Source organism: Peptoniphilus grossensis, assembly GCF_001940285.1.
In the GTDB taxonomy this organism is placed as follows: domain Bacteria; phylum Bacillota; class Clostridia; order Tissierellales; family Peptoniphilaceae; genus Peptoniphilus_A; species Peptoniphilus_A faecalis.
The window spans coordinates 971,747-998,319 of record NZ_MJIH01000001.1; the positions used below are offsets into that span (position 1 = coordinate 971,747).

Annotated in this window: 26 protein-coding genes; 9 read left to right on the forward strand and 17 right to left on the reverse strand. The window is 32.6% G+C overall.

Annotated elements, in window-relative coordinates:
* Positions 1-11: 11 nt before the first annotated feature.
* From rplM to BIV18_RS04730, 3 genes are all read right to left on the reverse strand, one after another.
* Positions 12-440: a 50S ribosomal protein L13 gene (gene rplM, locus BIV18_RS04720; protein ID WP_075659522.1), complete on the reverse strand. Its 429-nt coding sequence runs from the start codon at positions 438-440 to the stop codon at positions 12-14.
* A gap of 164 nt (positions 441-604) precedes the next feature.
* Positions 605-2,110 carry a 4Fe-4S dicluster domain-containing protein gene (locus tag BIV18_RS04725; RefSeq protein ID WP_075659523.1) on the reverse strand — a complete coding sequence of 502 codons (1,506 nt, stop codon included), beginning with the start codon at positions 2,108-2,110 and terminating at the stop codon, positions 605-607.
* Between the two features lie 12 nt (positions 2,111-2,122).
* Complete coding sequence (locus tag BIV18_RS04730) at positions 2,123-2,395, reverse strand: NAD(P)H-dependent oxidoreductase subunit E (RefSeq protein ID WP_005957852.1); 273 nt, start codon at positions 2,393-2,395, stop codon at positions 2,123-2,125.
* Positions 2,396-2,514: 119 nt separating this feature from the next.
* On the opposite strand from BIV18_RS04730, the gene BIV18_RS04735 reads away from it, so the two are divergent.
* Positions 2,515-3,159, forward strand: a complete 645-nt coding sequence (locus BIV18_RS04735) for a Crp/Fnr family transcriptional regulator (RefSeq protein WP_075659524.1) — start codon at positions 2,515-2,517, stop codon at positions 3,157-3,159.
* On the opposite strand, the gene BIV18_RS04740 is transcribed toward BIV18_RS04735, so the two are convergent.
* The 11 genes from BIV18_RS04740 to BIV18_RS10305 all read right to left on the reverse strand — a co-directional run bounded on the left by BIV18_RS04740 (position 3,160) and on the right by BIV18_RS10305 (position 15,866).
* Positions 3,160-3,666 (reverse strand): phosphatidylglycerophosphatase A family protein, encoded by a 507-nt coding sequence (locus tag BIV18_RS04740; protein WP_144015200.1) that lies wholly within the window; start codon positions 3,664-3,666, stop codon positions 3,160-3,162.
* An 8-nt stretch (positions 3,667-3,674) separates the two neighbouring features.
* Positions 3,675-4,172 carry a hypothetical protein gene (locus BIV18_RS04745; protein ID WP_075659525.1) on the reverse strand — a complete coding sequence of 166 codons (498 nt, stop codon included), beginning with the start codon at positions 4,170-4,172 and terminating at the stop codon, positions 3,675-3,677.
* A gap of 8 nt (positions 4,173-4,180) precedes the next feature.
* A complete protein-coding gene (locus BIV18_RS04750) occupies positions 4,181-5,302 on the reverse strand; it encodes an FAD:protein FMN transferase (protein WP_075659526.1) in 1,122 nt (373 codons plus the stop codon).
* A gap of 257 nt (positions 5,303-5,559) precedes the next feature.
* Positions 5,560-7,356: an oleate hydratase gene (locus tag BIV18_RS04755; RefSeq protein WP_075659527.1), complete on the reverse strand. Its 1,797-nt coding sequence runs from the start codon at positions 7,354-7,356 to the stop codon at positions 5,560-5,562.
* A 266-nt stretch (positions 7,357-7,622) separates the two neighbouring features.
* Positions 7,623-8,156 (reverse strand): TetR/AcrR family transcriptional regulator, encoded by a 534-nt coding sequence (locus BIV18_RS04760; RefSeq protein WP_235860785.1) that lies wholly within the window; start codon positions 8,154-8,156, stop codon positions 7,623-7,625.
* A 245-nt stretch (positions 8,157-8,401) separates the two neighbouring features.
* The gene (locus BIV18_RS04765) at positions 8,402-9,325 is read right to left on the reverse strand and encodes a branched-chain amino acid transaminase (protein WP_075659529.1); all 924 of its coding nucleotides are present in this window, start codon (positions 9,323-9,325) and stop codon (positions 8,402-8,404) included.
* A 169-nt stretch (positions 9,326-9,494) separates the two neighbouring features.
* Complete coding sequence (locus BIV18_RS04770) at positions 9,495-10,502, reverse strand: electron transfer flavoprotein subunit alpha/FixB family protein (RefSeq protein WP_075659530.1); 1,008 nt, start codon at positions 10,500-10,502, stop codon at positions 9,495-9,497.
* Between the two features lie 14 nt (positions 10,503-10,516).
* Entirely contained in the window at positions 10,517-11,314 is a 798-nt protein-coding gene (locus BIV18_RS04775) for an electron transfer flavoprotein subunit beta/FixA family protein (protein WP_075659531.1), read from the reverse strand.
* An 18-nt stretch (positions 11,315-11,332) separates the two neighbouring features.
* Positions 11,333-12,475 (reverse strand): acyl-CoA dehydrogenase, encoded by a 1,143-nt coding sequence (locus BIV18_RS04780; RefSeq protein WP_075659532.1) that lies wholly within the window; start codon positions 12,473-12,475, stop codon positions 11,333-11,335.
* Between the two features lie 345 nt (positions 12,476-12,820).
* Positions 12,821-13,255, reverse strand: a complete 435-nt coding sequence (locus BIV18_RS04785; protein WP_075659533.1) for a universal stress protein — start codon at positions 13,253-13,255, stop codon at positions 12,821-12,823.
* Positions 13,256-13,682: 427 nt separating this feature from the next.
* Positions 13,683-15,866 carry an S-layer homology domain-containing protein gene (locus BIV18_RS10305; protein ID WP_083635527.1) on the reverse strand — a complete coding sequence of 728 codons (2,184 nt, stop codon included), beginning with the start codon at positions 15,864-15,866 and terminating at the stop codon, positions 13,683-13,685.
* 363 nt (positions 15,867-16,229) lie between these two features.
* On the opposite strand from BIV18_RS10305, the gene BIV18_RS04805 reads away from it, so the two are divergent.
* Genes BIV18_RS04805 through BIV18_RS04825 form a run of 5 tightly spaced genes read left to right on the forward strand, consistent with a single transcriptional unit; the run spans position 16,230 to position 20,774 of the window.
* Positions 16,230-17,381: an ABC transporter substrate-binding protein gene (locus BIV18_RS04805; RefSeq protein WP_075659534.1), complete on the forward strand. Its 1,152-nt coding sequence runs from the start codon at positions 16,230-16,232 to the stop codon at positions 17,379-17,381.
* A 55-nt stretch (positions 17,382-17,436) separates the two neighbouring features.
* Positions 17,437-18,324: a branched-chain amino acid ABC transporter permease gene (locus tag BIV18_RS04810; protein WP_075659535.1), complete on the forward strand. Its 888-nt coding sequence runs from the start codon at positions 17,437-17,439 to the stop codon at positions 18,322-18,324.
* Positions 18,324-19,304, forward strand: a complete 981-nt coding sequence (locus BIV18_RS04815; RefSeq protein WP_075659536.1) for a branched-chain amino acid ABC transporter permease — start codon at positions 18,324-18,326, stop codon at positions 19,302-19,304. The genes BIV18_RS04810 and BIV18_RS04815 overlap by 1 nt, the downstream gene beginning before the upstream one ends.
* Positions 19,304-20,074: an ABC transporter ATP-binding protein gene (locus BIV18_RS04820; protein ID WP_075659537.1), complete on the forward strand. Its 771-nt coding sequence runs from the start codon at positions 19,304-19,306 to the stop codon at positions 20,072-20,074. Before BIV18_RS04815 ends, BIV18_RS04820 begins: the two co-directional genes overlap by 1 nt.
* Positions 20,067-20,774, forward strand: a complete 708-nt coding sequence (locus tag BIV18_RS04825) for an ABC transporter ATP-binding protein (protein WP_075659538.1) — start codon at positions 20,067-20,069, stop codon at positions 20,772-20,774. Before BIV18_RS04820 ends, BIV18_RS04825 begins: the two co-directional genes overlap by 8 nt.
* A gap of 80 nt (positions 20,775-20,854) precedes the next feature.
* Here BIV18_RS04825 and BIV18_RS04830 read toward each other — a convergent pair whose 3' ends face one another.
* Complete coding sequence (locus BIV18_RS04830; RefSeq protein ID WP_075659539.1) at positions 20,855-21,058, reverse strand: hypothetical protein; 204 nt, start codon at positions 21,056-21,058, stop codon at positions 20,855-20,857.
* A gap of 302 nt (positions 21,059-21,360) precedes the next feature.
* Here BIV18_RS04830 and BIV18_RS04835 point away from each other — a divergent pair, with 302 nt between their 5' ends.
* Together BIV18_RS04835 and BIV18_RS04840 are read left to right on the forward strand one after the other, a co-directional pair.
* On the forward strand, positions 21,361-22,077 hold the full coding sequence (locus BIV18_RS04835; protein ID WP_075659540.1) for an ABC transporter ATP-binding protein: 717 nt from the start codon (positions 21,361-21,363) through the stop codon (positions 22,075-22,077).
* Between the two features lie 4 nt (positions 22,078-22,081).
* Complete coding sequence (locus tag BIV18_RS04840; RefSeq protein WP_075659541.1) at positions 22,082-23,740, forward strand: permease-like membrane multi-spanning protein; 1,659 nt, start codon at positions 22,082-22,084, stop codon at positions 23,738-23,740.
* 28 nt (positions 23,741-23,768) lie between these two features.
* Here the strand turns inward: BIV18_RS04840 and BIV18_RS04845 are convergent, their stop codons facing one another.
* Together BIV18_RS04845 and BIV18_RS04850 are read right to left on the reverse strand one after the other, a co-directional pair.
* Complete coding sequence (locus tag BIV18_RS04845) at positions 23,769-24,866, reverse strand: SpoIIE family protein phosphatase (RefSeq protein WP_075659542.1); 1,098 nt, start codon at positions 24,864-24,866, stop codon at positions 23,769-23,771.
* Between the two features lie 52 nt (positions 24,867-24,918).
* On the reverse strand, positions 24,919-26,049 hold the full coding sequence (locus tag BIV18_RS04850) for a THUMP domain-containing class I SAM-dependent RNA methyltransferase (protein WP_075659543.1): 1,131 nt from the start codon (positions 26,047-26,049) through the stop codon (positions 24,919-24,921).
* 126 nt (positions 26,050-26,175) lie between these two features.
* Here BIV18_RS04850 and BIV18_RS04855 point away from each other — a divergent pair, with 126 nt between their 5' ends.
* On the forward strand, positions 26,176-26,529 hold the full coding sequence (locus BIV18_RS04855) for a class II SORL domain-containing protein (protein ID WP_075659544.1): 354 nt from the start codon (positions 26,176-26,178) through the stop codon (positions 26,527-26,529).
* Positions 26,530-26,573: the final 44 nt, after the last annotated feature.

The window sequence follows — 26,573 nt, forward strand, 5'->3', positions numbered from 1 at the left end:
CTTACCTCCAATTAAAATTCGTATACTTCAGGTGTTTGCGCTTCGTGTGGATGTTCGCTTCCAGCATAAACCTTAAGTTTCTTGATCATCTTTCTACCAAGTCTGTTTTTAGGAAGCATTCCCTTAACAGCCAGTTCAATAACTCTCTCTGGTCTTTTTTTAATCATTTCAGAATAGACAATTTCTTTTCTTCCGCCTGGATATCCTGTGTGATATGCGTGAATTTTTTGATTTAATTTATTTCCTGTCAATACAACTTTGTCCGCATTAATTACAATTACAAAGTCCCCACAGTCCACATGTGGTGTAAAGATAGGTTTTCTCTTTCCTCTTAGTACGCTTGCAATTTCAGATGCTAATCTACCAAGGACTTTGCCTTCTGCATCAATTACATACCATTTTCTTTCAACTTCATTTGCTTTAGCCATGTAGCTTTTCAATGAATTTTCCTCCTAAATAGTTTAAAAAATTATTCCGGGGCTTTTTAAACATGACCTATATTTTAGACTACGTAGCCTAGTTTGTCAATATTTATGGTGGATTTTTTTATTTATTTTTACAAGCTTTTGGATTAGATAGTTTGTAAAATTAAATACTTAAATTCCTATATATTTTCTCTCTCTTTTTCTATATTTACATTTTCTAAAGGAGTTTGATAAATTGATTCTTTTTTGAATTTTTCAATTTGCTTTTTAACTCTATTTACGGATGCAATAGTCCCCACACCTGCGATACATCCGCCAGGGCATGCCATACCTTCTAGTAAATATCCATCTAACTTTCCAGCCTTTGCAATTTTTAGCATCTTCATACATTCAGAAAGTGTGTGTGCTCCTTGAATATGAATATCCCTGTCTGGAGCAATTTTTTCTGCGACAACTTTTACAGATTCGGCAACGCCACCTGCAATTGGATACCCTCGCCCAAGTGCTGAACCATCTTCAACCTTTTCTTCAACTTTTATTTCTGATGGTTCAATATTTTTTGCTACAAACATTCCCATAAGTTCTTCAAAAGTTATTACAAAGTCAACATCGGATTTTACTTTTGTATCAATTGCCTCTAATTTTTTCGAAGTGCAAGGTCCAATAAATACTACTACTGCATCGGGATCCTTTGCCTTTATATGATTTGCCGTGTACCTCATTGGCGAACCTGAGTCAGAAACTTGATCAAAAAATTCTGGAAATTCATTTTTTATCATAAGCGTCCATGAAAAGCAACAACTTGTACCCATAAATGGTATATCTTCAGGCACCCTTTCGAGATATTCCTTTGCTTCATGAAGAGTTGTTAAATCCGCTCCAAGAGCAACTTCTACTACATCTTCAAAACCAAGTAATTTTATTGCTTCTATTATTTGTTTTGCACTTGTATTCGCACCAAATTGTCCTATGTATGAAGGTGCAATAGCTCCATAAACTTTTTTGCCAGCTTTTATTGCCTTTATCAATTGGAAAATTTGTGTCTTGTCAGAAATTGCTCCAAAGGGACATTCCGCAATACACCTTCCACATGCAACACATTTATCTTGATCTATTTCAGCTCTTCCATATTCATCTGAATCAATTGCATTTACACCACAGGCTGCTGCACATGGTCTTTCGTACTTTACAATTGCAGAATATGGACAGGCATCTTGACATCTGCCGCACTTAACGCACTTGTCCTTGTCAATTATAGTTCTGTCCTTTCCCATAGAAATTGCATTTACTGGACATACATTTATGCATGGATGTGCAAGGCATTTTCTACAATTATCCGTAGTGTAATATGCCTTAGTTGGACAAGCTTCACAACCAAATTTTATTACATTTATAAGAGGTTTTTCATAAGCATTTGTGTCTATGTCTACTTTGTCAAAACCATCAGTTACATTTTTAAATACGCCAATTTTTCTAACATCTAGACCCATAGCTAGCCTAAGTCTCTCGTCAACAACTGCTCTTTCTCTAAAAATATCACTTCTATATCTCGCCACTTCGCCAGGCACAATTTTGTAGCTGGACTCTTCTAGGGCGGAAATATCTATATCATTATATGCAATTCTTGCAACTTCAGCAAAAACTTTTCTTCTGATATCGACAAGTGTTCCATATGTTTCTTTCATCTCTTCCCCTTACTATATCCTTAATTTATCAATAATTTTTGCACTAACTTCCTGAGCGGTAGCCTTTAGCATAATTTCGTCATCTACAATAACAACTGGCGATGCTTCGTTGTTGTGAATCTTGCAATAATTTAAGCAATGTGCAAATTCAACTTCCAAATTTTCTGCAGAACAAAGTTCAGACTCAGGCCCACACAAATGGTCTTGTAAGTACTCTACTGCGTCGTATATAGCATTAGCTCCCATAAGAGTGCACCTAGCACCCATGCAAATAGTAACTTTCATATATCCTCCTAAAGATTTCTATATAGATAGTTTAACATTTAACAATTACTTCTTCAATAATCATGTGATTTTTTTAATATTATTATCCCTTTAATGTTAAAATATAGATGAGGTGTTATATGGAAATTTCAAATATACTTACAAATCTACAATTATTCAACAATTTAAATGAAGTAGAACTTGATGAAGTTAAAAATTATCTTTCAGATATAAAAGTTTATAAAAATAAAAGTACTATCTTTAGCGTGGGAGATCACATAAATTACTTTGGCATACTATTAAAGGGACAAGTGGATCTAGAAATGGACGATGTCTTTGGCAACAAAACTATTTTATCAAAATTATCTGCGCCTGCACTTTTTGCCGAGTCAATTTTAATCAAGGGCGTAAGGGAAATTCCGCTATCCGTAGTTACAACTATGGATACAGAAATAATTTTCTTCGACTACAATTCTTTTTCAAGTAAAAATTTAAAATCAAAGGAAAAAGTTAAGGATAATTTAATAAAAATTCTTGCTGGCAAAAATTTATTTATGCGCGACAAATTAAATCTTTTGACCCTTCCCACTTCTCGTGCAAAAATTTTGTATTTCTTGTCAACGCAAGCCCGTAAAAGTCACTCAAAATACTTTACCATTGACTTTAACATAACAGAACTAGCACAATTTTTAAATTTAAACCGCTCCTCCCTCTCCCGTGAACTTTCTAAACTAAAAAAAGAAGGTCTCATCGATTATCACAATAAAACCTTCCGCATTTTATAATTATTTTCTATTTTGATGTGCTATTCTTGCAGATGCAGCTGCAGCAATTGCTGCCACCAAGTCATCTGCAAAGGTAGTTACTCTTTCCGCTTTTTTCTTTTCATCAAGTTCTTTTATTATCCCAATTTTTTTCTTGTCGAGATAGCCAAAGTTTGTAAGACCAATTGTGCCATACATATTCACAATTCCAAGAGTTAATATCTCATCAACTCCATATAATCCTTCGTCGTCGTGAATTATTGATTGAATTGGTTCCGGTAATTTTCCTTCATTTGCCAAGTCATCAAGGGCAAGTCCAGTTAGAATTGCATGAACGGAATCCCTCTTTTTTATTACACTCTTTACACTGTCAAGACATCTATCAAGATCAAGATTCTCGATATATTCGCCCTGCAATTCCTGTACCAACTTTGCAATTTCTATTAGTTCAACACCAAAATCCCTTAATCTATTGACAGCGTGATTGTAAAGCTCTTCACTGTCGTATTTGTAAATTGAATTTTTCATGTATCCTCCTATTTTCTTCTGTTTTTAAGTCTATTTCTTTTAATCATCTTTGCTCTAGAAATTTTTATGCTGATTCCATAAATAAAACTCGGTATTAACGTAGCAATAAGAAGACTTATGGCATTGTAATTTATTCCCAATACCTTAATAGCATAAACTTCTGGCATCAAAAAGAATTCCAGAGGAAATTTCCAATAACTCCCTCCAACTGAAGCTTCAAAAATTTTTCTTCCAAGCCCTAAAAAACCAAAGGCAAATAAAATTAATCCTATTAAGAATATTAAATTACCTGCAAAAAAATCAATACTCCTTGCATTTCTCTTTGAAAGCAGTTTTCCAAAATTGTAATATAACAGCAAAATTGCGGCAACTAAAATATATTTAAAAAAAATATTCCCATAAACTAAACTTCTCACGCTGCTACTTATATTAATTATAGCAGCCATGGCAAAAGTTATAAAAATTATTAAGATGTGAAAAATTAAACCTCTAGTGTTATTTCTCATGATAACTCCTAATGGTCAATGTACTTAGCTGCATTTTCTGTCATCTTTAAGTTCATGTCCTTATCCACCCAGATAATTGCAGAATTAGTTTTTTCTGACAAAGACTCTATACCTTCACCTGTGGAATTAAAAGCAGCTGTAGATAAAAAGTCAGCAAGTCCTGAATCTTCCTTAATAATAGTTACAGATTTCAAGTCTGTTGCGGGCTTTAAAGTGTCAGGGTCTATTATGTGACAATATCTCTTGCCATCTAAATCAAAATATCTTTGATAATCGCCACTAGTTACAATAGAAGTGTTAGTTACATTTACAACGGCAATAATTGAATTTTCACTTTCCATATCAGGATTTTGAATCCCAATTTTAAAATTATCACGACCATCAACTGGCTTTCCAATTATTCTAACATTTCCACCAGCAGAAATTACCGCCGACTTAACTCCTCTTTCCTCAAGTTCCTTTGCTACAATCTCAGTTGCAAATCCCTTGGCAGTTGCACCTAAATCAAGCTTCATACCCTTGTCAATATAGACTTCTCTTGTATCTTCATTTAGTTTTATGTTCTCTACCTTTATGAAAGGACGTAGCTTTTCCAACTCCTCATCGCTAGGAATTGCCTCTCCCTTTAGCTTTATAACTTCTTCTTTAGTCTTTCCAGACTCATAAAGATCTCTGTACTCATTCCAAAGCTTGGTTACAGGCCCAAGGGCGATATTAGTTTTGTGAGAAATATTATTATAATCGTCGATGGAGCTTTTTATAAGATTAAATAATGTCTTATCTACAGCGACTGGCTTGACACCTGCGTTGTCATTAATAGTTTTTACATTTACAATACCATTATAATTTTTATAATTGTCAAAAAGTTTGTGGAGTTCTTCGTACCTTCCCTTTGCATATCCCAAATTTTCATTTGCAAAATCATCGGAATCAGAAAAAATTGCAATATTTATAACAGTATCAAAGGTATCGTAAAATTCCAGTTCGTGTTTTTCTCCATCTTTTTTAACTTCTTGAGAAATTGAATTATTGTTTTTTTGATTTGAATTTTTATTATTAACATTTTTATCGCCACAACCGGAGAAAATTAAAAGTCCTCCCAAAGCCAAGGCAAGTATTATCTTTTTCATAGTATCACCTTCTATATGATACCATTTAAGGTCATGTTTTTACAATATTTATTGCTTCATACATACTTCAAAAATTTAAAATTCAAAACTATATAACAATAAATTTTCATATGATGCTATAATTTTTCATATCAATATTCTTTATAAATATCTACATTTTTAAGTGCTAATTAGACAACATTAAATTGCGACTATTATAAAGAAAACCAGTCCTTTTCAGAACTGGCATTCTTTCTTTTTTATTTTTAATTTATCTTTTAAATCAAATTATATTCTTTAAGCATTTTTTCGATTTCTGTGCCTGCAATTTTCTTTCCTACAATCGCATCTGCACCAAAAGGTAGATCTAATTCTGGCTTTTCACCATCATTTAATACGCTTACTCCTGCCAATACATATCTAATATCATATCTTGATGCAAATACCTCTGGTACTTTCTTTTCTACACCTGTTAATACATACACTGCTTCCATTGCACATCTTGCAGAGTATTCTGTTGTAAATACTGTATCACGACCTGGATTGTCAAGTGTTTCAACAAATTGTCCTAGAAAAGCAAAGTTGACTGCATTTTTAGGAACAACATAAGGTCTGTCTCCAAAACTTCTTGGCATAAATTGTGCTGTAATATATGGCATGAATACAGGAACAGTTGAAGTTTCTTTTGCAAGCCTATCAATGTCGCTTTCAGGTACTCCAATATGGTATAGCCATTCTTTTGCAATTTCTTCACCAGTACAGAATTTCATAGGTTTTTTAATATAATCTCCCTCTTTATCAGTAAAGAGTGCATATACCCAAACAGCTATTTCATCTTCTGGTTGTCCAATATATTGTCCTTGACGATTAATTGTCCAACTCATTAACCAATTTGAATCAAGTACAGATACAATTCCACCAGTTACAACTTTTCCCGTGTAAGGACTTCTCTTAGTTATTTTTTCAATATAAGATGAAATTTCTTTGCTCTTTACAGTTACTGTTGCTGATTCCCAATTTGTTTTGTCAATATCTGATGTGAAAACTTCTGGATGTCCAAAATCATCAGATTTTTTAGCAATATTTTTCCACAATTTAAAGCTTTCTTCTGTATCAATGTCAATGCTTGGTGCCTTATTATTGTTGCCATAAACTGATGATTCTACTAAAGAACCTGTAGTTACAAATACAAGATCATTTTCTGTAAGTGAAATTGACTTATCTTCACCTGTCTTTGAATCAGATGCGATAATTTTAGTAGCAACTTTTTTATCCTTTGTAATATTAAATTCTATATCACTAACTTCAAAATTGTATTCAGTTTTAACACCCTTATCCTTTAACCATTTCATCATAGGTACTACAATAGATTCATATTGATCATATCTTGTGAATTGTAATGCTGAAAGGTTAGGCAATCCACCGACTAAGTGAATAAAACGATTTATATACAATTTTAATTCAAGTACTGAATGCCAATTTTCAAAGGCAAACATCGTTCTATAATATGTCCAAAAATCACTTTCTAAAAATTCATCAGATAAAACTTCTTCAACAGATATACCTTGTAATTTTTCATCTGGTGTCAAAATTAAATGAATAATTTCTTTAATTACATCTTTTGAAAGATTAAATTTTCCATTATCATAGCGTTGACCATTGTTTTTTGTAATACGACAATTGCTGAAGTTAGGATCGTCAAGATTAGTGTAATATAGATCATCTAAAATTGACATTTCAGGATTTTCTCTTGAAGGAATTACACTTAAAATATCCCACAATGTTTCAAAGCGGTTACCCGTTTCACGACCACCCCTTGCAACATAGCCACTGTTTAGAAGAACTTTACCATCAAGTGCTCCACCAGCTATATCATCTTTTTCTAAAAACACGATCTTTGAAGGATCCATTTTTGCGTCTTTAATTAAAAAGCCAGCAGTTGATAATCCAGCGATTCCTGTACCTATGATATAAGCTTTCTTTTCATCAATTCCCTTAGGTTTTCTAGAGTTTACAAGTCTGTCATAATCTCCATTACCAAGTTTTAGTCTTTCGTCAAATGTCTTAATTTCCATAACTTACCTCCATTAATTTTATTTCTTTTTCTTTATCTTTATTCTACCCTGGAAATATTTGGTTCACATCAGATAATACTTCTGCTTTGTATTAATTTAAGATAGTAAAGTTGCATTGACTAGTTTTTAGACAAATTATATATTTTGCACAAGTTCTCACTATAAAATTTAAAAAATAAAAAAGCTTGAGAGTGTACTAAACTTCTAAACCCGAACAATGATTATGTCCTCAGTACATTCTCAAGCAATTATAGTTTTTAATTTTATTAAACTTCATCTAGATCCTCGCTAATTCGAAGAGATCTCTCAATATTTCCATCAAAGAGTTTGCCAATGCGATAAATCATATCTTCGGGCGACTCCTTCATTCCATCCTGAATCCAATTATCTAATAATCCAACAAGCGCTGCACGATAAAAATCTGTCACTAGTCTTTTGTCTCTTTTCTTTGCAGAAATATTTTTGGATTTACATTCGTTCTCCACATATTTTTCCATTACAGACTCACAAACTTGGTAAAGGTAATTGTCTCTGTCACTTTTTTCAATAGATTTGAAAAGATTCTGTGCTGCTTTTTTGTTCTCCATTAAGAAAGAAGAGGCGTGAATCAAGCTTTTTTCCCAAGAAAAGGTTTCATTAAATTCTTCATCAACTTTTTCTAGTTCATCACTTAAAATTTCCTTCACTAGAGTGTATATATCTTCATAATGATAGTAAAACGTGTTTCTATTTATCTCGCATCTTTCTGAAAGCATAGATATCGTAATACTGCTAAAACTTTTTTCTTCAAGTAGTTTCAAAAACTCCCTCTTGATTAGATTTTTGGTGTATTGCTTCGCCACTTAATCACCTCTCTATGTAATAAATTACCCAAAAATATTAAAACTATAATTAGACTATTTTAAAAGAATTATATCATATTTGAATTTTGTATCTTTTATTTTTAAATAAATATTTTCAACAAAAAATCGGCATAGACAATAAGCTACACCGATTTCTATAAGTTTATAAAATAAAAATCATTTTATATAAATATTTAAAATTTTTATTTGCCATAAACTGGTCTCAATGAATCTTTGTATTTTTCATTTCTACCATGTGTTATATCTGCAAAAAGTTCCTTTAACTTCATACAAACTTCGCCTGATTTGCCATCAGCAACTTTTATACCATCGACTTCAACTACAGGTGCAACTTCCATTGCTGTTCCAGAGAAGAAAACTTCATCTGCATTGTAAAGTTCAGTTCTCGCTATTGACTTTTCTACACATTCAATTCCAAGTTCTTCCCTTGCAAGCTGCATTACTACATCTCTTGTAATACCTTCTAATATATCGTCTGAAGCAGGTGGTGTAATTAGTTTTCCCTTTTTATAAATAAAGATATTTTCACCTGGACCCTCACATACATATCCATTTCTATTTAGCAATACAGCCTCATCATATCCCGCTCTCTTAGCTTCTAGCGATGCAAGTGCTGAGTTAAGATAACCTGCCGTAGCCTTAGTTCTTGGTGGAAGCATATTGTCTGCAATTCTTACCCATGACGAAACTTTAACTCTAAATTCCTCTTGTTCCATGTACTTGCCCATTGGTTGCAAATAAATTGCCACTACGTCATCTTCATGTCCTTCAATACTAACTCCAACTGTTTTAGTATCTTTATAAGCGATAGGCCTTATATAAGTGGTTTGTTTATATCCATTTTTTCTCAAAAGTTCAATTGTAAAGTCTGCAAGTTCTTCTGCAGTATAATCTATTTTTAAATTAACTACCTTTGCTGATTGTAAAAATCTTTTGTAATGTTCAATTAATTTAAATCCATAAAGTTCTTGATCTTCATCGCTCCAATAAGCACGAATACCTTCAAAAACACCTAGTCCATAGTTTACAACTCTAGATCTAATGCTTACTGATACCTTTTCCTCTTCAACGATTTCTCCATTATAAAAAACATAAGACTTATCCATTATCTTCCCTCCATTTGTTACACTAAAATAAAAATTATTGAAATAAATTTTACCACTTTTGCACGCAAAATCCAAGTGCTTTTAAGTATTTAATATATCTTTTCCTCAACTTTTATAATCTGAATAAAAAAGAGGTTACGAAAAGGTAACCTCTAAATTTATTTAAAAATTAAATTTCAGCTTTAATTCTTTGTTCTCTTTCAATTGCATCAATAAGCTTTGGAACAACTGCATTAATGTCGCCAACTACGCCTAAATCTGCAACTTCAAAAATTGCTGCTTCTGGATCCTTGTTGACAGCGATAATAAGGTCAGAATCTTCCATACCTGCAACGTGTTGGATTGCTCCAGAAATTCCCATTGCGAAGTAAAGTTCTGGTCTAACTGTCTTACCAGTTTGTCCAACTTGGTGATCTTTAGTTATCCAGCCTGAATCTACAGATGCTCTTGATGCAGAAATTTCTGCATCTAATTTATCAGCAAGTTCTTGAAGAGGTTTAAATCCTTCTGGTCCACCAATTCCACGACCACCAGATACTAATATCTTAGCTTCTGTGATATCTTTCTTATGAGACTCTTGTTTAGCAATTTCTTTAATTTCAATATTCATATCGGCATCAGTAAAGTCAACTTTGATTTCTTCAATTTCACCTTTTCTAGAATTGTCAGAATCAAGTGCTTGCATAACTCCGGGTCTAACTGTCGCCATTTGTGGTCTAAAATCTTCACAAAGGATTGTTGCCATTAAGTTACCGCCAAAGGCAGGTCTTGTCATCATAAGATTTTTAGACTCTTCATCTATTTCTAGTTTAGTACAGTCAGCAGTAAGTCCTGTGTGAATTCTTGCTGCTAGTCTTGGTGCAAGGTCACGGCCTATTGATGATGCCCCATAAATTACAATTTCAGGGTCTTTTTCCTTTATAATTTTTGTAATTGCTTTAGCATATGGTTCAGTAACATATTCTTTAAGCATTTCATCTTCTACTACAATAACTTTATCGGCTCCATGTCTGATAAGAGTTTCAGCATGATCTTTAACTTTTTCACCAAGCAACATTGCAACGACATCTTGTCCAAGATCGTCAGCAAGTTCTCTAGCCTTTCCCAAAAGTTCTATTCCAACTTTTTCAAGTTTATTGTCTCTTTGTTCTACAAATACAAATACATCTTTACTCATTTTTAAACCCCCAATTAGATAATATACTTTTCTTGAAGTTTAGCAACGATAGCTTGAGCTGCTTCGTCAGCAGTAAGGTCAGTTAAAAGAACACCTTTACCTTTTCCTTGTTTAGGGAAGGATTTTTTAACCTTAGTAGGTGATCCCTTAAGCCCTATGTTTGCCATATCGAGTTTGTCTTTAATATCTTCAAGACCCCAAACTTTGATTTCTTTTTGGTAAGCTTCAAAAACTTTACCAATCGTCATATATCTAGGTTCTGCTAATTCTGCAATTGCAGTGATTAAGCATGGGAATTTAACATTGATTATGTGATATCTATCTTCAAATTGTCTTTTAACAGTTATACCCTTCATATCTTTGTCTAGTTCAAGTTCTTCAACATAAGAAACTTGTGGAATTCCAATGTGTTCAGCAATTTGTGGCCCAACTTGTGCAGTATCTCCATCGATAGCTTGTCTACCACAGATAATTAAATCATAATCTAAGTGTTCAAGTGCTGCAGTGATTGTACAAGATGTAGCCCAAGTGTCAGCTCCACCAAAGGCTCTATCACTTACAAGGATTCCTTCATCTGCTCCCATTGCAAGAGCTTCTCTTAATGCAACTTCAGCTTGTCCCGGTCCCATTGATAAAACTGTTACGTGGGTATCTGGATTTTCATCTTTAAGTCTAAGTGCAACCTCAAGTCCTGATTTATCATCAGGGTTTATAATACTTGGCACGCCCTCTCTAATAAGAGTGTTAGTAACAGGGTCAAGTTTAACTTCATTAGTATCAGGTACTTGTTTAATACATACTACTATATTCATCTATAATACTCCTTCCGATTATTTAACGCCCATCCAGCCAGATACAACCATCTTCATTACTTCAGATGTACCTTCGTAAATTTCAGTGATCTTAGCATCTCTCATCATTCTTTCAATTGGATAATCACGAGTGTAGCCGTATCCACCGAATAATTGAAGACATCTTCTAGTTATATCACTTGCTGCTTCTGCTGCAAATAATTTAGCCATAGCTGCATAATGTCCGTAAGCTTCGCCATTACCTTTAGCATCAGCTGCTCTATAAACTAATAATTGAGCTGCTTCCGCAGTAGTTTTCATATCTGCAAGTTCAAATTGAGTGTTTTGGAATTGAGAAATTCTTCTTCCAAATTGTTTTCTTTCAGAAGTGTATTTAACTGTTTCGTCAATTGCACCTTCTGCAATGCCAAGAGCTTGAGATGCGATACCAATTCTACCACCATCAAGAGTTTTCATTGCAAGCTTAAATCCTTTGCCTTCTCTTCCTAAAAGATTTTCTTTAGGAATTCTACAATCTTCAAAGATAAGCTCACAAGTAGAAGAACCTCTGATACCCATCTTGTCTTCTGGTTCACCAACTGTAAATCCTGGAGTTCCTCTTTCAACTATGAACGCAGAAATTCCGTGATTTCCCTTAGATCTATCAGTCATTGCGATAATTACAAATACATCAGCAAATCCTGCATTTGTAATAAAGATCTTTGATCCATTAAGTACATATTCATCACCATCAAGTACAGCAGTTGTTCTTTGACCGCTTGCATCAGTACCAGCACCTGGTTCAGTAAGACCAAAGGCACCGATTTTTTTACCTGCTAATAAATCTGGTAAGTATTTTCTCTTTTGTTCCTCTGTTCCATTTTCATAAATTGGAGCACAGCATAGTGAAGTATGAGCAGAAACAATTACACCAGTAGTAGCACATTTCTTTGAAAGTTCTTCTACTGCCATAGCGTAAGCTAAATAATCTGCACCTTGTCCACCATATTCTTTAGGAAATGGTATTCCAAAGAAACCATATCTGGCCATTTTTTTAACATTTTCCATAGGAACTTCTTCTGTTGCATCTACATCAGCAGCAACAGGTTCAACTTCAGTTTCAGCAAATGCACGATACATTTGTTGTAACAATAGATGTTCCTTGTCCATTCTAAAATCCATTTAAAATCCCCCTAACAATTATTATAAAGAATGTTATTTAATTAACATACGTTATTTCTATTATAACATTATGTGCTTGTTTTTCAAGGCATCTTTAACTAAAAAAACAAGCAATAAATAAATTTGCCACAAATTTGAAATTGAAAATAAAGTAAACTTTTTCTAATTAAAAACAAAAAATACAAGGTGTTTTTTATCATTGTTTAACTAAAAGTATATAAAACTAACTTTGAGTTTGAAAAAATATAAATAACAATAGTATTTTTATAAAATTTTACAAAATATTAATTGAAATTATTTTCTCTCTTAAAAATCAAAAAATAAAAGGCGGATAACCGCCCCTTATTAAATATCTGACTTAACTACAAGTACAGATTTCTTTGAATGATTTATTACTTTATTGGATACAGAACCTAAAAGCGTCCTAGAAAAAGCACCTAGTCCCCTATTGCCCATTATAATAAAGTCAACATCTTTTTCCTCAGCAAACTTACAAATTTGTTCACCAGGATTTCCAGAAGTGTAAAAAGTTTCAACTTTGTTTGGATATCCGCTTAAATCCGTTTCTGCATCTTTAAGTATCATCTCTGCTCTTTCAACATTAGCCTTGTCTATTTCAAGTGTAAAATTAAAATTGGCTGGATATTGTTCAAAGATAGAAGTTTCTGGAGTAACAGTCAAAATAATAAGATCTGCCCCTAGTTTTTGTCCCATATCTCTTGCTACCTCTATTGATTTTTTTGAACTCTTTGATCCATCGATTGGCACTAATATTTTCATAATTACCTCCTATAAAATATAAATTATAAGTATTTGTTATCTATACTATACCCAAAAATAGATGCTTTTAAAAACTCTTGTAATTCTTTATAAAGATAAAGTATTAACTTTGAAGTTTCTTTGATTTTTAAGCTTTTTCAAATATATTTAACATCACCATATATCAATAACTTTTTCTGTGATTTTTATTTCTATAATGTGTTGATGCCAAGGAAATAATTAAAATTTTAAAACTTTTATCTTCTTTTATCTTCTATTTAAAATAATTTAACTTACACTCACTTAAAATATAAATATTTTCTAGTATATCATCTATATCAATTTAATTTATTTGCATTTATCCATTAAATATGTTTAAAGCAAAAAAGCGGCAAGATATCCTGCCGCTTTCTTTATTAAATTTTAATTTTTAAATTTAAAACTTAATTTATTGCCATACACTTACTTCGTCTGAACTTCCAGTTTTAGCTGCATTGTGTCCATTAGAAGCATCTAGGATTTCATAATATGCCCAGTGGCTCTTTGGTACATCTGTAAATTTCTTTAATCCGCTTTCACTAACCTTTGTGAAAGATGTTGATTTAGTATTTCTGCCAAATACAGAGTTTAAAATTGTTACAGCTTCTGCTCTTGTAAGCTTTTGATCTGGCTTAAATGTTCCATCAGAGTAACCTTTGATGTTCTTATTTCCGTAAAGTTCATTGATTGCATCAGATGCCCAGTGACCTTTTACGTCTTTAAATGATCCAGTTCCTGGATAACCATCTTTAACAAATACAGAAATCATTTGTGCAAATTCTGCTCTTGTGATTGCTTGATTTGGTTTAAATGTGTTGTCAGAGTAACCCTTGATAAAGCCCTTAGAAACTGCGTAGTTAATTTCATCTGAATACCAAGCATTGTTTGCGTCTTTAAAACTTGTCTTTGGATTGCTTGGAAGTTCTTCTCCATTATTTACAAGTTTAACAAACATTCTAACAGCTTCTGCTCTCGTAACTTCCTTAGATGGTTTAAATGTTCCATCTGGGAAACCTGCGATATATGAAGGTTGGTTAACTTTTTCTGTAGAAACAGCTACTCCACCAACTTTATATTCAGTACTTCTTGAAACTTTGCCAGATTCCTTAGATTCAACTTTAATAGTTTCTCCAGCTCTCAATTCTCTGTTTAATACTACATTGTAAATGCCAGTATCTCCTGCAGTTGTACTTCCAAGTGTATTTCCACTTGCATCATATACAGTTACAGTTGCATTAAATCCTGCATTACCTCTTACATATTTTGCTCCAGCTGAAACTGCGTTAACAGTTGGAATAATTGAATATCCATTATCTGCTTTGTAAGTTCCATTTACATAATAGTCTAAAGTTCTTCCAGTAGAAACATAAGGACTATTCCAAGTTACTTTAAAGTATCCCTTTGAGTCAATTACATCGCTGCCAAGATAAGTTCCATCGTCATATACATATACAGTACTGTTGCTATATCCCTTTAGATATCCACTAGTTGAATAATTTGTTCTAGAGATATCAGTTGGATAAACTTTTTTGTCGTATCTGTCATAATATCTATAATCTCTGTAATATCCGTCCCAATATCTTCCGTCATTTAGATAATATTTAGAAGATGTTTCATAATCATCGCTAGTTGCTAAAAGATATCCACCATAATATCTGCCATTATAGTATCTATCATTGTAATATCTATAATTATATGGAGTATAATTTATATATTGTCTGTCTCCCTTAGAATCATAGTAATAGTATTTATCTTTTATACTATCATAGCGATAATATCCATAATAATCGTCATCATAATATCCATAGTAGTAATCGCCTACATAGATATCAAAATATCCATTAGCATCTGTTACATCAGATTTTCCTGTATAGTCTCCGTCATAATCATATAATTTAACAGTAGCGCCTTTTACTGCATCTCCATCCGCAGTTACTTTGCCATAAAATCTTCCCTTGTCATAATATCTTTCAGAAATAGAAAGAACTTTTGTAACTGGTACATCTTTTTCCCATTTTGCTTTTAAAGATTTGTCTCCTGTAATAGCAGTGTTGAAATCAAATTTTGTATCTCCATCGTACCAACCTTTAAAAGTATAGCCTTCTTTTTTTGGTTTTAATGGTTCATTTGCTTTTTGTCCACTTTCAACATCCTGAGAAGGTACTTCACTTCCACCATCTGAATTAAAAGTAACTGTAAATTTTTCTGCCCATTTTGCTGTTAAAGTTACACTTCTTGTGACTTCATAAGGGAATGTTACTTTTGTATCTCCATCGTACCAACCTTTAAAAATATAGCCATCTTTTGTTGGGTCTTCTGGTTTAGTTACTGTTTCTCCACTTTTAACAGGTTCTTTTTTCACTTCACTTCCATCTGAATTAAAAGTAACAATAAAAGGATCTTCTTGTGATGCCCTTAATGCTTCAGGAACTTCTTCTTCACCAACTTCAAGTTTTTCAGGTTCTTCAGCAGACGCTGTTACTTCAGTATTTGGTCCTTCTTGTACCTCTTTAGTACCTGCAAATACATTAAATGGAATTGCCGTAATCATTACTCCCGCAAGTAATAGACTAAGTACTTTCTTGTTTTTCATAAACTCTCCTCCTCGTTATAAAATTAAATGATATAAAAACATTTTCTTTAGTGCTATTATACCCAATATCAACAAAAAGTTTTAGCACTTTATGAAATTTTAATAAATTTAATATATTTGTAACATTACTTAAATAAAATCTATAGACAATTAATTTCAAATCTTAAATTTTGTTTAAGTTGATAATATGATTAGATAACTAAAAAATGTATTAATTTACAATAAATTTGTCTTTTTCTATTGACCTTTTTGCATAAATTGTTATAATAAAAAAAATATCTTAATTAAACAGTTGATATATGTTAAACACTTATTAGTTGAGATGAAAATTTTTTAAGAAGGTAGGTAAGAAAGATGACGACGATGAAAAAAATATTATGTGTCCTTTCACTTGCTGCATTACTTACAGCCTGTGGAGGCGGAGCTGAAAAGACTTCTGCTGCTCCCGACAATGGAGATGTTATTAAAATTGGAGGAATTATTCCAAAGACTGGTTCTGCTGCTGTCTATGGTAATTCTGCTGACAAAGGTGTTAAGCTGGCAGTGGAGGAAATAAATGCAGCTGGCGGTATTGGCGGAAAACAAATTGAATACCTCTCTGAAGACGACAAGGGTGATCCAACTGAAGCAGTTACTGTTTACAACAAATTAGTTGAAGGTGGTAATAATGTCATCATCGGCGCTATTACTTCGAAACCTTCCCTTGCAGTTGCAGAAAACTCTTCTCAAGATGGAATTCCTATAATTACTCCAACAGGAACTAGTGCTCCTATAACAGAAAATAAAGACAATGTCTTTAGAACTTGCTTTACTGATCCTCTTCAAGGAAAAATTTTAGCAAACTTTGCTTGTGACAACTTGAAGGCAAAGACAGTTGCAATCCTTAGAAATACTTCTAACGATTACTCTAATGGTGTTGCTGATGCTTTCATTGAGCAAGCAAAATCTAAGGGACTTGAGGTTGTTGCTGATGAAGGTTATGGCGATAGTGATGTTGACTTCAAGGTTCAACTTACAAATATTGATAAAGAAAAACCCGATGTAATTATAGTGCCTGAATACTACGAAAAAGATGTTTCAATTATTAAGCAAGCTAGAGACCTTGGCATTGAGTCTAAAATTATTGGTCCTGATGGATGGGATGGAGTGCTTGCTGTTATTGACGAAGGTTCAAAAGACTTATTAAATGGTGTTTACTTCACTAATCACTACTCAGTTCACGATACTAGCGAAAAGGTTCAAAACTTTGTAAATGCTTACAAGGAAAAATATAATGAAGATCCTTCTGCATTCTCTGCTCTTGGATATGACACAGTTTATATTTATAAAGAGGCAATAGAAAAGTCCGCTTCTATGGACTTTGCTGAAATAGTTAAGGCTCTAAAGTCTGTAGAAGTTAGTGGCGTTACTGGAGATTTGAGGTTTGGTGAAAACAACAACCCTGTAAAATCTGCAACTATTATAGAAATTAAGGACGGCTCATATACTTTTAACAGTTTAGTTTCAGCTGAATAATAAAAGCAAAGGCAAGCTTATGCTTGTCTTTTTTATTAATTTTTAAGGAGGCTCTATGAGTTTTATAAATCAACTATTAAATGGACTTAGTTTAGGTTCTGTATATGCTCTTGTTGCGCTTGGCTACACAATGGTATATGGCATTGCTCAACTTATAAATTTTGCTCATGGCGAAATTATAATGATTGGATCTTATACTGCTATCTATGCTATCTCTGGTCTTCTTCTAAGTGCTGGTCTTCCCTTTTATCTTGCTATTATTCCATCAATATTAGTCTGCATTGTTGTTGGCGTATTAATAGAAAGGCTTGCCTATAAACCGCTTAGAAATAGTCCTAGAATTGCAAATTTAATCACTGCTATTGGCGTGAGTTTACTATTACAAAATTCTTTTATGAAAATTTTTGGTGCAGGTGCAAAATCTGTTCCTCCAATTTTTAAATCAGGTATTATTAATATTGGAGAAATAAACATTGCTCCTTCTACTTATGTAACTATTATTACCACAGCCATACTCACTGTTATTTTGCAATTATTTATGAAAAATACAAAATATGGCAAGGCTATGATTGCCACTAGTGAAGATTATGGTGCTGCAAGTCTTGTGGGAATTAATGTTGACACTATACTGTCCCTTACTTTTGCAATTGGATCTGCCCTTGCTGGAGTGGCCTCTGTTTTATACATCAGTGCCTACCCACAAGTTTATCCTTTAATGGGATCTATGTTAGGCATAAAGGCCTTTACTGCCGCAGTTATTGGCGGCATTGGTCTTATTCCCGGTGCCGTTATTGGTGGAATCATCATTGGAATTGTGGAAGCTCTTATAAAGGCCTATGTTTCTTCAAAACTTGCTGATGCAATTGTCTTTGGTCTTTTAATTGTAGTGTTACTTGTTAAACCTAATGGCTTACTTGGCAAGAATCAAAAGGAGAAAGTATAATGACTAGAGAAAAAAAGGGAATAATGGTTTTAAGTGTAATACTTCTTGCACTATTTTATTTTATAGTTATTGGTCTAAATTATGTCGGCATCTTAAATAGATATGCCATGAGTGTTTTAAGACTTGTCTTAATAAATATAGTCCTCGCCGTTTCTCTTAACATCACCGTGGGAAACCTTGGACAAATAACTTTGGGGCACGCAGGTTTTATGTCAATAGGTGCTTATACTGCTGCCCTTTTTACAAAAGCTGGAATTATACCAGGACTTGGTGGTTATATCATGGGAATGCTTTTAGGTGGAATTTTTGCATCTATCATTGGAATTTTAATTGGCATCCCTGCCCTTAGATTAAAGGGCGACTACCTCGCCATTGTAACTTTAGCCTTTGGTGAAATCATAAGGGTTTTAATTGAATACTTTGGATTCACTGGTGGTGCACAAGGTTTATCTGGCATTCCCGTTATGCAAAACTTCTTAGTTATTTATATAATTACAATAATTTCTGTTGCTATAATGTTTAGCACTATGACATCAAAACATGGTCGAGCAATTTTATCTATTCGTGACGACGAAATTGCAGCTGAATCTTCTGGTATAAATATAACTTATTTTAAAACCTATGCCTTTGCACTATCTGCTTTCTTTGCGGGTATTGCTGGTTCAATGTATGCTCACAACATAGGTGTAATTGGTGCAAAAGTTTTTGACTACAATAGAAGTTTTGACATCTTGGTAATGGTTGTCCTTGGTGGTATGGGTTCCTTTACTGGTGCAATTTTTTCTGCAATAGTTCTAACTATAATTCCAGAATTTCTTCGTCAGTTTGCAGAGTACAGAATGATTTTCTATTCTCTAGCTTTAATTATTGTCATGATATTTAGACCTAATGGCTTACTTGGAAGAAAAGAATTTACCCTTACTGGACTCGTTTACAAATTATTAAAGATAGATAAACACTATGAAGGGAGTGAGGACTAATGACTTCTGTTTTGAAATTAAATAATGTTGGAATAAATTTTGGCGGTCTTAAAGCTGTTGACGATTTTAATTTGGAAATAAATGAAGGCGAGCTCTTTGGACTAATTGGACCTAATGGTGCTGGCAAGACTACTGTATTTAATATGATAACAGGCGTTTATTCTCCCACTGAAGGTGAAATCCTTTTAAAGGGCGAAGGAATAAATGGTCTTCAACCTCACAAGCTTGTGAAAAAGGGAATATCAAGAACTTTTCAAAACATAAGGCTCTTTGGCTATATGTCTGTCCTTGACAATGTTCGTGTTGCTCAAAATGATGAAATAAAATATGGATTATTAGATGGAATGTTTAGGACAAAAAAATTTTGGAGAGAAGAGTACGAAGGCATCACTCGTGCCATGGAATTTTTGAAAATTTTTAATTTAGATAGGTTTAAAAATTTCTCTGCCAATACTTTGTCCTATGGCGATCAACGAAAATTAGAAATCGCCCGTGCCATGGCATCTAATCCAAAACTTCTTCTCTTAGATGAACCTGCCGCCGGAATGAATCCTCAAGAGACAGAAGAGCTTATGGAGACAATTAGACTTATTCGTGACAAATTTAATATTACAATTTTATTGATTGAACATGATATGAAACTTGTACTTGGCATTTGTGAAAGGATTGCTGTGTTAAATTATGGAAGGATGCTAACTCAAGGTCTCCCTCGCAATGTTATAAATGATCCTAGAGTTATAGAAGCTTATCTTGGAGGTAGCAATGCTTAATGTAAAAGATTTAAATGTATTTTATGGAAATATACACGCACTAAAGGGCGTAAGTTTTGAAGTAAAGGAAGGTGAAATAGTTTGCTTAATCGGTGCCAATGGTGCTGGAAAAACTTCCACTCTTCAAAGTATATCGGCATTGATCCCCAAAAAAAGTGGTGTGCTTAGATTTTTAGACAAAGATATTACTAAGGCAAAGGCTCATGAAATTACCAAAATGGGAATTGCACAAGTGCCTGAAGGTCGAAGAGTCTTCACAGATTTATCTGTTTTAGATAATTTAAAGCTTGGTGCCTTTGCTGTGAAAAATCCACGGGAAAGCGACGAAGATATTTTAAAAGTTATTTACGAAAGATTTCCAATTCTTGAAGAAAGAAAAAATCAAAGAGCAGGCACACTTTCTGGTGGCGAGCAACAAATGCTTGCCATGGGTCGTGCCATGATGACTAGACCAAAATTAATTTTATTGGACGAACCTTCTATGGGACTGTCTCCTCTCTTTGTTGAAAAAATTTTTGATGTAATAAAAAATTTCAAAGAGATTGGAGTAACAGTTCTATTAGTGGAACAAAATGCAAACCTAGCTCTTAAAATTTCTGATAGAGCCTATGTCCTTGAGACTGGAAAAATTGTCAAGAGCGGATCTGCAAAGAAACTTTTAAGTGATCCTATTGTAAAGGCAGCTTACCTTGGTGCTTAATAACTAACATTAACTTTTTAATAAAATAAATATCAAAAAAGAGTACAAGTCGCAAAATTACTTGTACTCTTTTTTATATATTAGTCTTCTGCAAATGCCGTAATAAGAGCAATTAAAATTACTATTATATTTATTGTTATTATTAAGGATGAGCTTATCCCCGTAAATAAAGGAGAATGTATTTTAATTTCTATAGCCCTTTTTATAAATGCTAAGGGTATTCTCAATATATTAGCTAATAATAAAAGTTTTAATATTCTAATACTTTTTTCTTTTTTATTCAATTAAACATAGCCCTCCATCATCAACATAAAAGTTTTTATGCAATTCATTTTTTCTTTATTAGAATATCAAGAAAACTAACTAAAGTCAAGTTCTCCATTTATATTTATCGTTTATATATAGGAGCTTTCAGTTATTTTAAAAATATATTGATGTATTCATAAAATTTTCATTATTCTATAAATTATTTTACAGGACTATTTAGAATATTTTCAAAATAGAGTTGACGTTGCCTTGAATTTATTATAATATTAATTTGAATTTGGAGTTTAAATTTTTGAAGATATAAAAGCAAGGAGGCAATATGATTAAAATAGAAAGTTTAAAGAAATTTTTTGCAACAAAGATTGCAGTTGATGATCTAAACTTAGAGGTGCCCAATGGTGTTGTCTATGGTTTCTTAGGCCCCAATGGTGCAGGCAAAACTACTACAATTAAAATGATAGTTGGCATGTTAAGACAGGACCAAGGAAAAATTGAAATTGATGGTGTCGACACTTTATATGACCCAATTGAGGCAAAGAAAAAATTTGCCTATGTCCCAGACAATCCTGACATCTACGACAATATGACTGCGAGGCAGTATATAAATTTTATCGCCGATGTCTTTAAACTTAGTTTAGAAAAGCGAAATGAAAACATAAAAAAATACGCAGAAATTTTTGAGATGGAAGAAAATTTAGATGCGACAATTTCCGCTCTCTCACATGGAATGAAGCAAAAAATAGTTTTAATTGGCGCACTTATTCACGAGCCAAAACTTTTAATTTTAGACGAGCCCATGGTGGGACTTGACGCAAAAAGTTCCTTTAGACTAAAAAATATTATGAGAGAATTTGCCGAAAGGGGCGGCACAGTTTTCTTCTCAACTCATGTCATGGAAGTTGCAGAAAAAATGTGCGACGAAATTGCAATTATCAACAAGGGCAAATTAATTGCAAAGGGAACTCTCGAAGAGATTAGGGCTTCTGCAAAGGATAGTGGAAGTCTTGAAAAAATATTTTTGGAACTTACGGAGTGATTTTATGGACAAATTTTTAGAATTAAAGACTCTTTTAAAAAAAGACCTCTATTTGAATTTTATTGCTCCCCTTAAAAAGCCATCAAAAAGGGGTGGATCTTTTAAAGCTTTGTCAGTATTTGGACTTGCAATTCTATTTATCTACCTTGGATTTCTATATTTAATGCTAATTCTCGCTTTTATAATACCTATGGCTAAAAATGGCATGTCAAATACAGTGCTAATGGCATTTTTTGGATTTGTTTCCATTGGAGTGTTAATTTTTACAAGTGCAAATATTATTTCTAAAATTTATTATTCAAAAGATGTGGAAATACTTCTTCCCCTTCCAATTAGGCGAAATAATATTTATCTTTCAAAAATTTTGGGCTCTGCTCTTCCTTCCTTGGTTATTAGTTTTATAATTTTTGTTCCAATGGTATTTCCCTTAATAAGATTTGCGAATTTAAGTTTTTTAAAATTTTTTTCAATTATCTTTTTGAATTTATCAAATATTATTTTTACTATTTTAATTTTGTCTACTCTATTAATTTTATTTATGAGGGCTTTCGCAGGTATTGGCGGTTTGAAAAATTTATTGCAAACCCTTGGTTCTATAATAATTATTTGTGTAACCTTATTGCCACAAATTATGAATAGATCAGAAAATTCAAGTATATTTAATGAAAATAATTTAGTACATTTTATAAAACTCCTCTTCCCCCAAGTTCATTTATTAAATAAAATTTACGGAATGAGTGATTTGCCTGCCTTTTCTTTAAGCTTTTTTATACTTATTGCAATGGCAATAATTTTGTATGTACTCAGTTTCCCTCTTTCAAAGATAATGATTGCTGGAGTTTTAAAAACTAATGTGCAAAGTTCAAGGGTTTGGCACAGTAGAGAAAATAAAAATACATCAATTGTTCTTTCACTGGCAAAAAAAGATGTCGTCAATGTATTAAGGACGCCTGTTTACTTTTTTAATTTGGCATCTGCTTCCTTTATGCTTCCATTTTTTATATTACTTTCTTTTTTTAAGAGAAGGGAAAATATAAGTATTGTTCAAAACTTCTTCGACAATATAGAAATTTATGGCTTTGACAAAATTAATTTATTCTTTGCCTTTATGCTTACAGTATTTTTCTATGCAGCTTTTATGACTCCACTGTCTTTAACAAGTATTACTCGTGAAGGCAAAAATATTTATATTATGCAGACTCTTCCCATAGCCTACGAAGATCAAGTGAGTGGAAGACTTTTAGGTTCAACTATTTTTCAAGTTGTATCAACTCTTCCCATAATAATATTTTTATCCTACCTTACAAAATTTAATATACTATATATTTTATCTATGCTGTGTGGTGCCATATTGGGTTCCTATGCTTCTTCAAGCTTTGGAATTTTCTTTGGGATAAAGTACCCTAAACTCAATTGGGAAAATCCACAAGATGCTGTTAAGAGAAATTTCCCAGTGTTTATTTTTGGAATACTTAACATGATTGCAATAGCACTCAATGCCTTTTTATTTTATTTGATTTTTAAGAATTTAGGCTCAATAATTGTTTTTAAGTTTATAGCTACTTTCTATTTAGCCTTGGCAATATTGCTTTCAACTGCAATAAAAAATCAGGCAAAAATTTCTCTAAAAGAAAATTTGCCTGAATATGATTCATATTTTTAGCTCATCAATTGGTGAGCTTTTTTTAATTTTACCAAATATTTATAAGTAACATGGAAATGTCGTCAGTTTGTTCTCCATCGTTAAATTCCTCTAATTTACTATTTAAAATTTCTAGCACATCTTTATTGTTTTCTAATATAATGTTGTAAATTCTATCGTAGCCAAAGGATTCTTTTTTTGAGTTTCTAGCCTCTACAACTCCATCTGTCATAAATAAAATATAATCGCCTGAATATAGTTTTATCTCTTTTTCTTCATAATCTGGCTTTGCAAAAAATCTAGAAATTGGATATCCCCTAGACTCTAAATTCATATATTCTCGGTCACGAACCATTATCGGCAACGGCAAGTGGCCTGCATTAGAAAAAATAATTTTCTTCTTTTTTATGTTGTAAACTCCGTAGAAACAGGTAAAATAATTTTCTATCTCAAGTCTAAGACTAGTGAACCTAGTACAAAGTTCTGTTAAAGTTTTTTTAGGAGATAATAGTGTCAATTTATCTAAAGTTCTTATCACAGATTTTATAAACATAGTTACCATAGATGAGGCAAAACCGTGACCAACGGAATCAGCTATATAGACTGCTATATTCTCATCGTCAATTTCAAATACATCAAACATATCGCCACTTAAAATAGTGGAGGGTTTGTAAATATAATTTACCTTTAGATTTTTTATAAATCCCTTTTCTGGCAAAACTTTCTGTTGAATAAGTGATGCAGCCACAGTTTCGCTAGTCATAAATCTATTTTTCTCGATAATTTCCCTTTGAAGCTTTCTTGCCATAGTAACATTTCTAAAAACTTCAACTACGCCTTTGATTTCTCCCTTTTTATTGGTAATTGGTGAACATTTTACAGAAAAAATCATATTTCCAATATTTTCTTCCCTTTGAATAACTTCGCCACTTAAAAGTGCACGCCTAGTTATCTCTGGGTCAAAGAGATCTTCGCCCAGAATGCAAACTTTTTTGTCGCTGTCATACCCAAGCAAGTCCTCCATAGCTTTATTTACAAAGACAACTTTTTCGTTATAATCTAAAACTCGCACTAAGTCTGCAATGGCATTTAGAACCTGAAAGTCAATTTTGTCATCATTTATTTCCTCAGCTAAATAATTTTCCATATTCACCACCTATTATTGTTTACAGTATAACAAATTAAAATTAAGTAAACAATTATCTTTTTGGCTTTGGTCCATAATATTGGTAATAATAAGTTTTAATTCTACCATTGTATAGTTTTCTATTTCTATGCGCTTTTCTACCAAAATTTTTTTCAAAATTTTCATTTGCAGTAATTATATAAAAGGACCAAGTCTTTAGCGTCTTTGCAAGTTTGCCTAATTCTATGTTTAGCTCCTCAACATCTTCTTTTCCAATTCTCTCACCATAGGGTGGATTGGTTATTATTACACCATAATCATCTGGTAAGTCAATATCTTTTATATCCTTTTGGAAAAAGGATATATCTTCATCAAGCCCAAGTATCTCTGCATTTGATTTTGCAATTTGAATTGCCTTGTAAGATACATCTGAAGCCAAAATTTCCAATTTTACATCGTATTTTATTTCTGAATAACATTTTTTCTTTTCTTCTTTAAATATATCTGGATCAAAAAAAGTAAAATTTTCAAAGTCAAATTTTCTCATAAGTCCCGGTGCAATATTTTTTTCTATCATCGCAGCTTCAATTGGAATTGTGCCTGAACCACAGAAGGGGTCAGATAAAATTCTATCTTTGTTCCAAAAAGTTAACTTTACAAGACTTGCTGCAATAGTTTCGGAAAGCGGCGCTTTGTAATTTACTTCTCTATAACCTCTCTTGTGAAGTCCATCGCCCGATGTGTCCATGGTAATTTCTGCAATATCATTTAATAATGAAACTTCGATTTTTACTCTTGGACCACTTTTTTCAAACCAAGATATTTTATATTTCATCTTTAATTTTTCGATTATCGCCTTTTCAGTAATCCTTTGACAGTCGGAAATAGAAAATAACTTTGACTTCCTACTTCTTCCTTGGATGATAAAGTTGTCATCTTTAGCGATGTAGTCCCACCATCTTATTTCAAAAACCTTGTTAAAAAGTTCTTCAAAGGTCTCTGCTCTAAAGGAATCAATTAAAAGTAAAACACGCTCTGCCGTCCTAAGTTTTAAGTTTAAAATTGCTATATCCTTTAGCTCACAATTTATTTCAATTTTTCCGTCACTAACCTTTATGTCCTCGTAACCCAAGTCAATTAGCTCTCTTTTTGTAACTGCTTCAAGACCCATATTTGTCGTGGCGATTAATTTTATTTTTTCCATTTTACACCTCTTTTTTATTATACTAGATATGAAAAATTTTTTCTTTGTTTAAAATTAATGAGTTAATTAATTTAAAAAGGGTATTTATTTTATGTAGTAAAAAAATATAATTTGGGGGTAATAAAAATGAAATTAACTGAAACAGTACAAACTGCTGATTTTAAATCTGAAAAACACGTTCCTGTAATCCACGTAGAAAAGGCTGATGGTCTTTTAAAGATAAAAGCAATTGTTGGAGAGGAAATAGAACATCCAAATACTTTAGAACACCACATTGCATGGATTAAGGTATTCTTCAAACCAGAAGGAGAAAAATTCCCAATTGAAGTTGGTTCTTATGAGTTTAAGGCTCATGGCGAAGGTGAAATCTTTACAGTTCCTTGTGTTAAAACTGTTGTGAAGACTGACAAAGGCGGAGAAGTTTACGCACTAAGCTATTGCAATATCCATGGACTTTGGGAAAATTCAGTAGAAGCATAATTTAATTTTAAAGAGCTATGACCTTAAAATCATAGCTCTTTTTT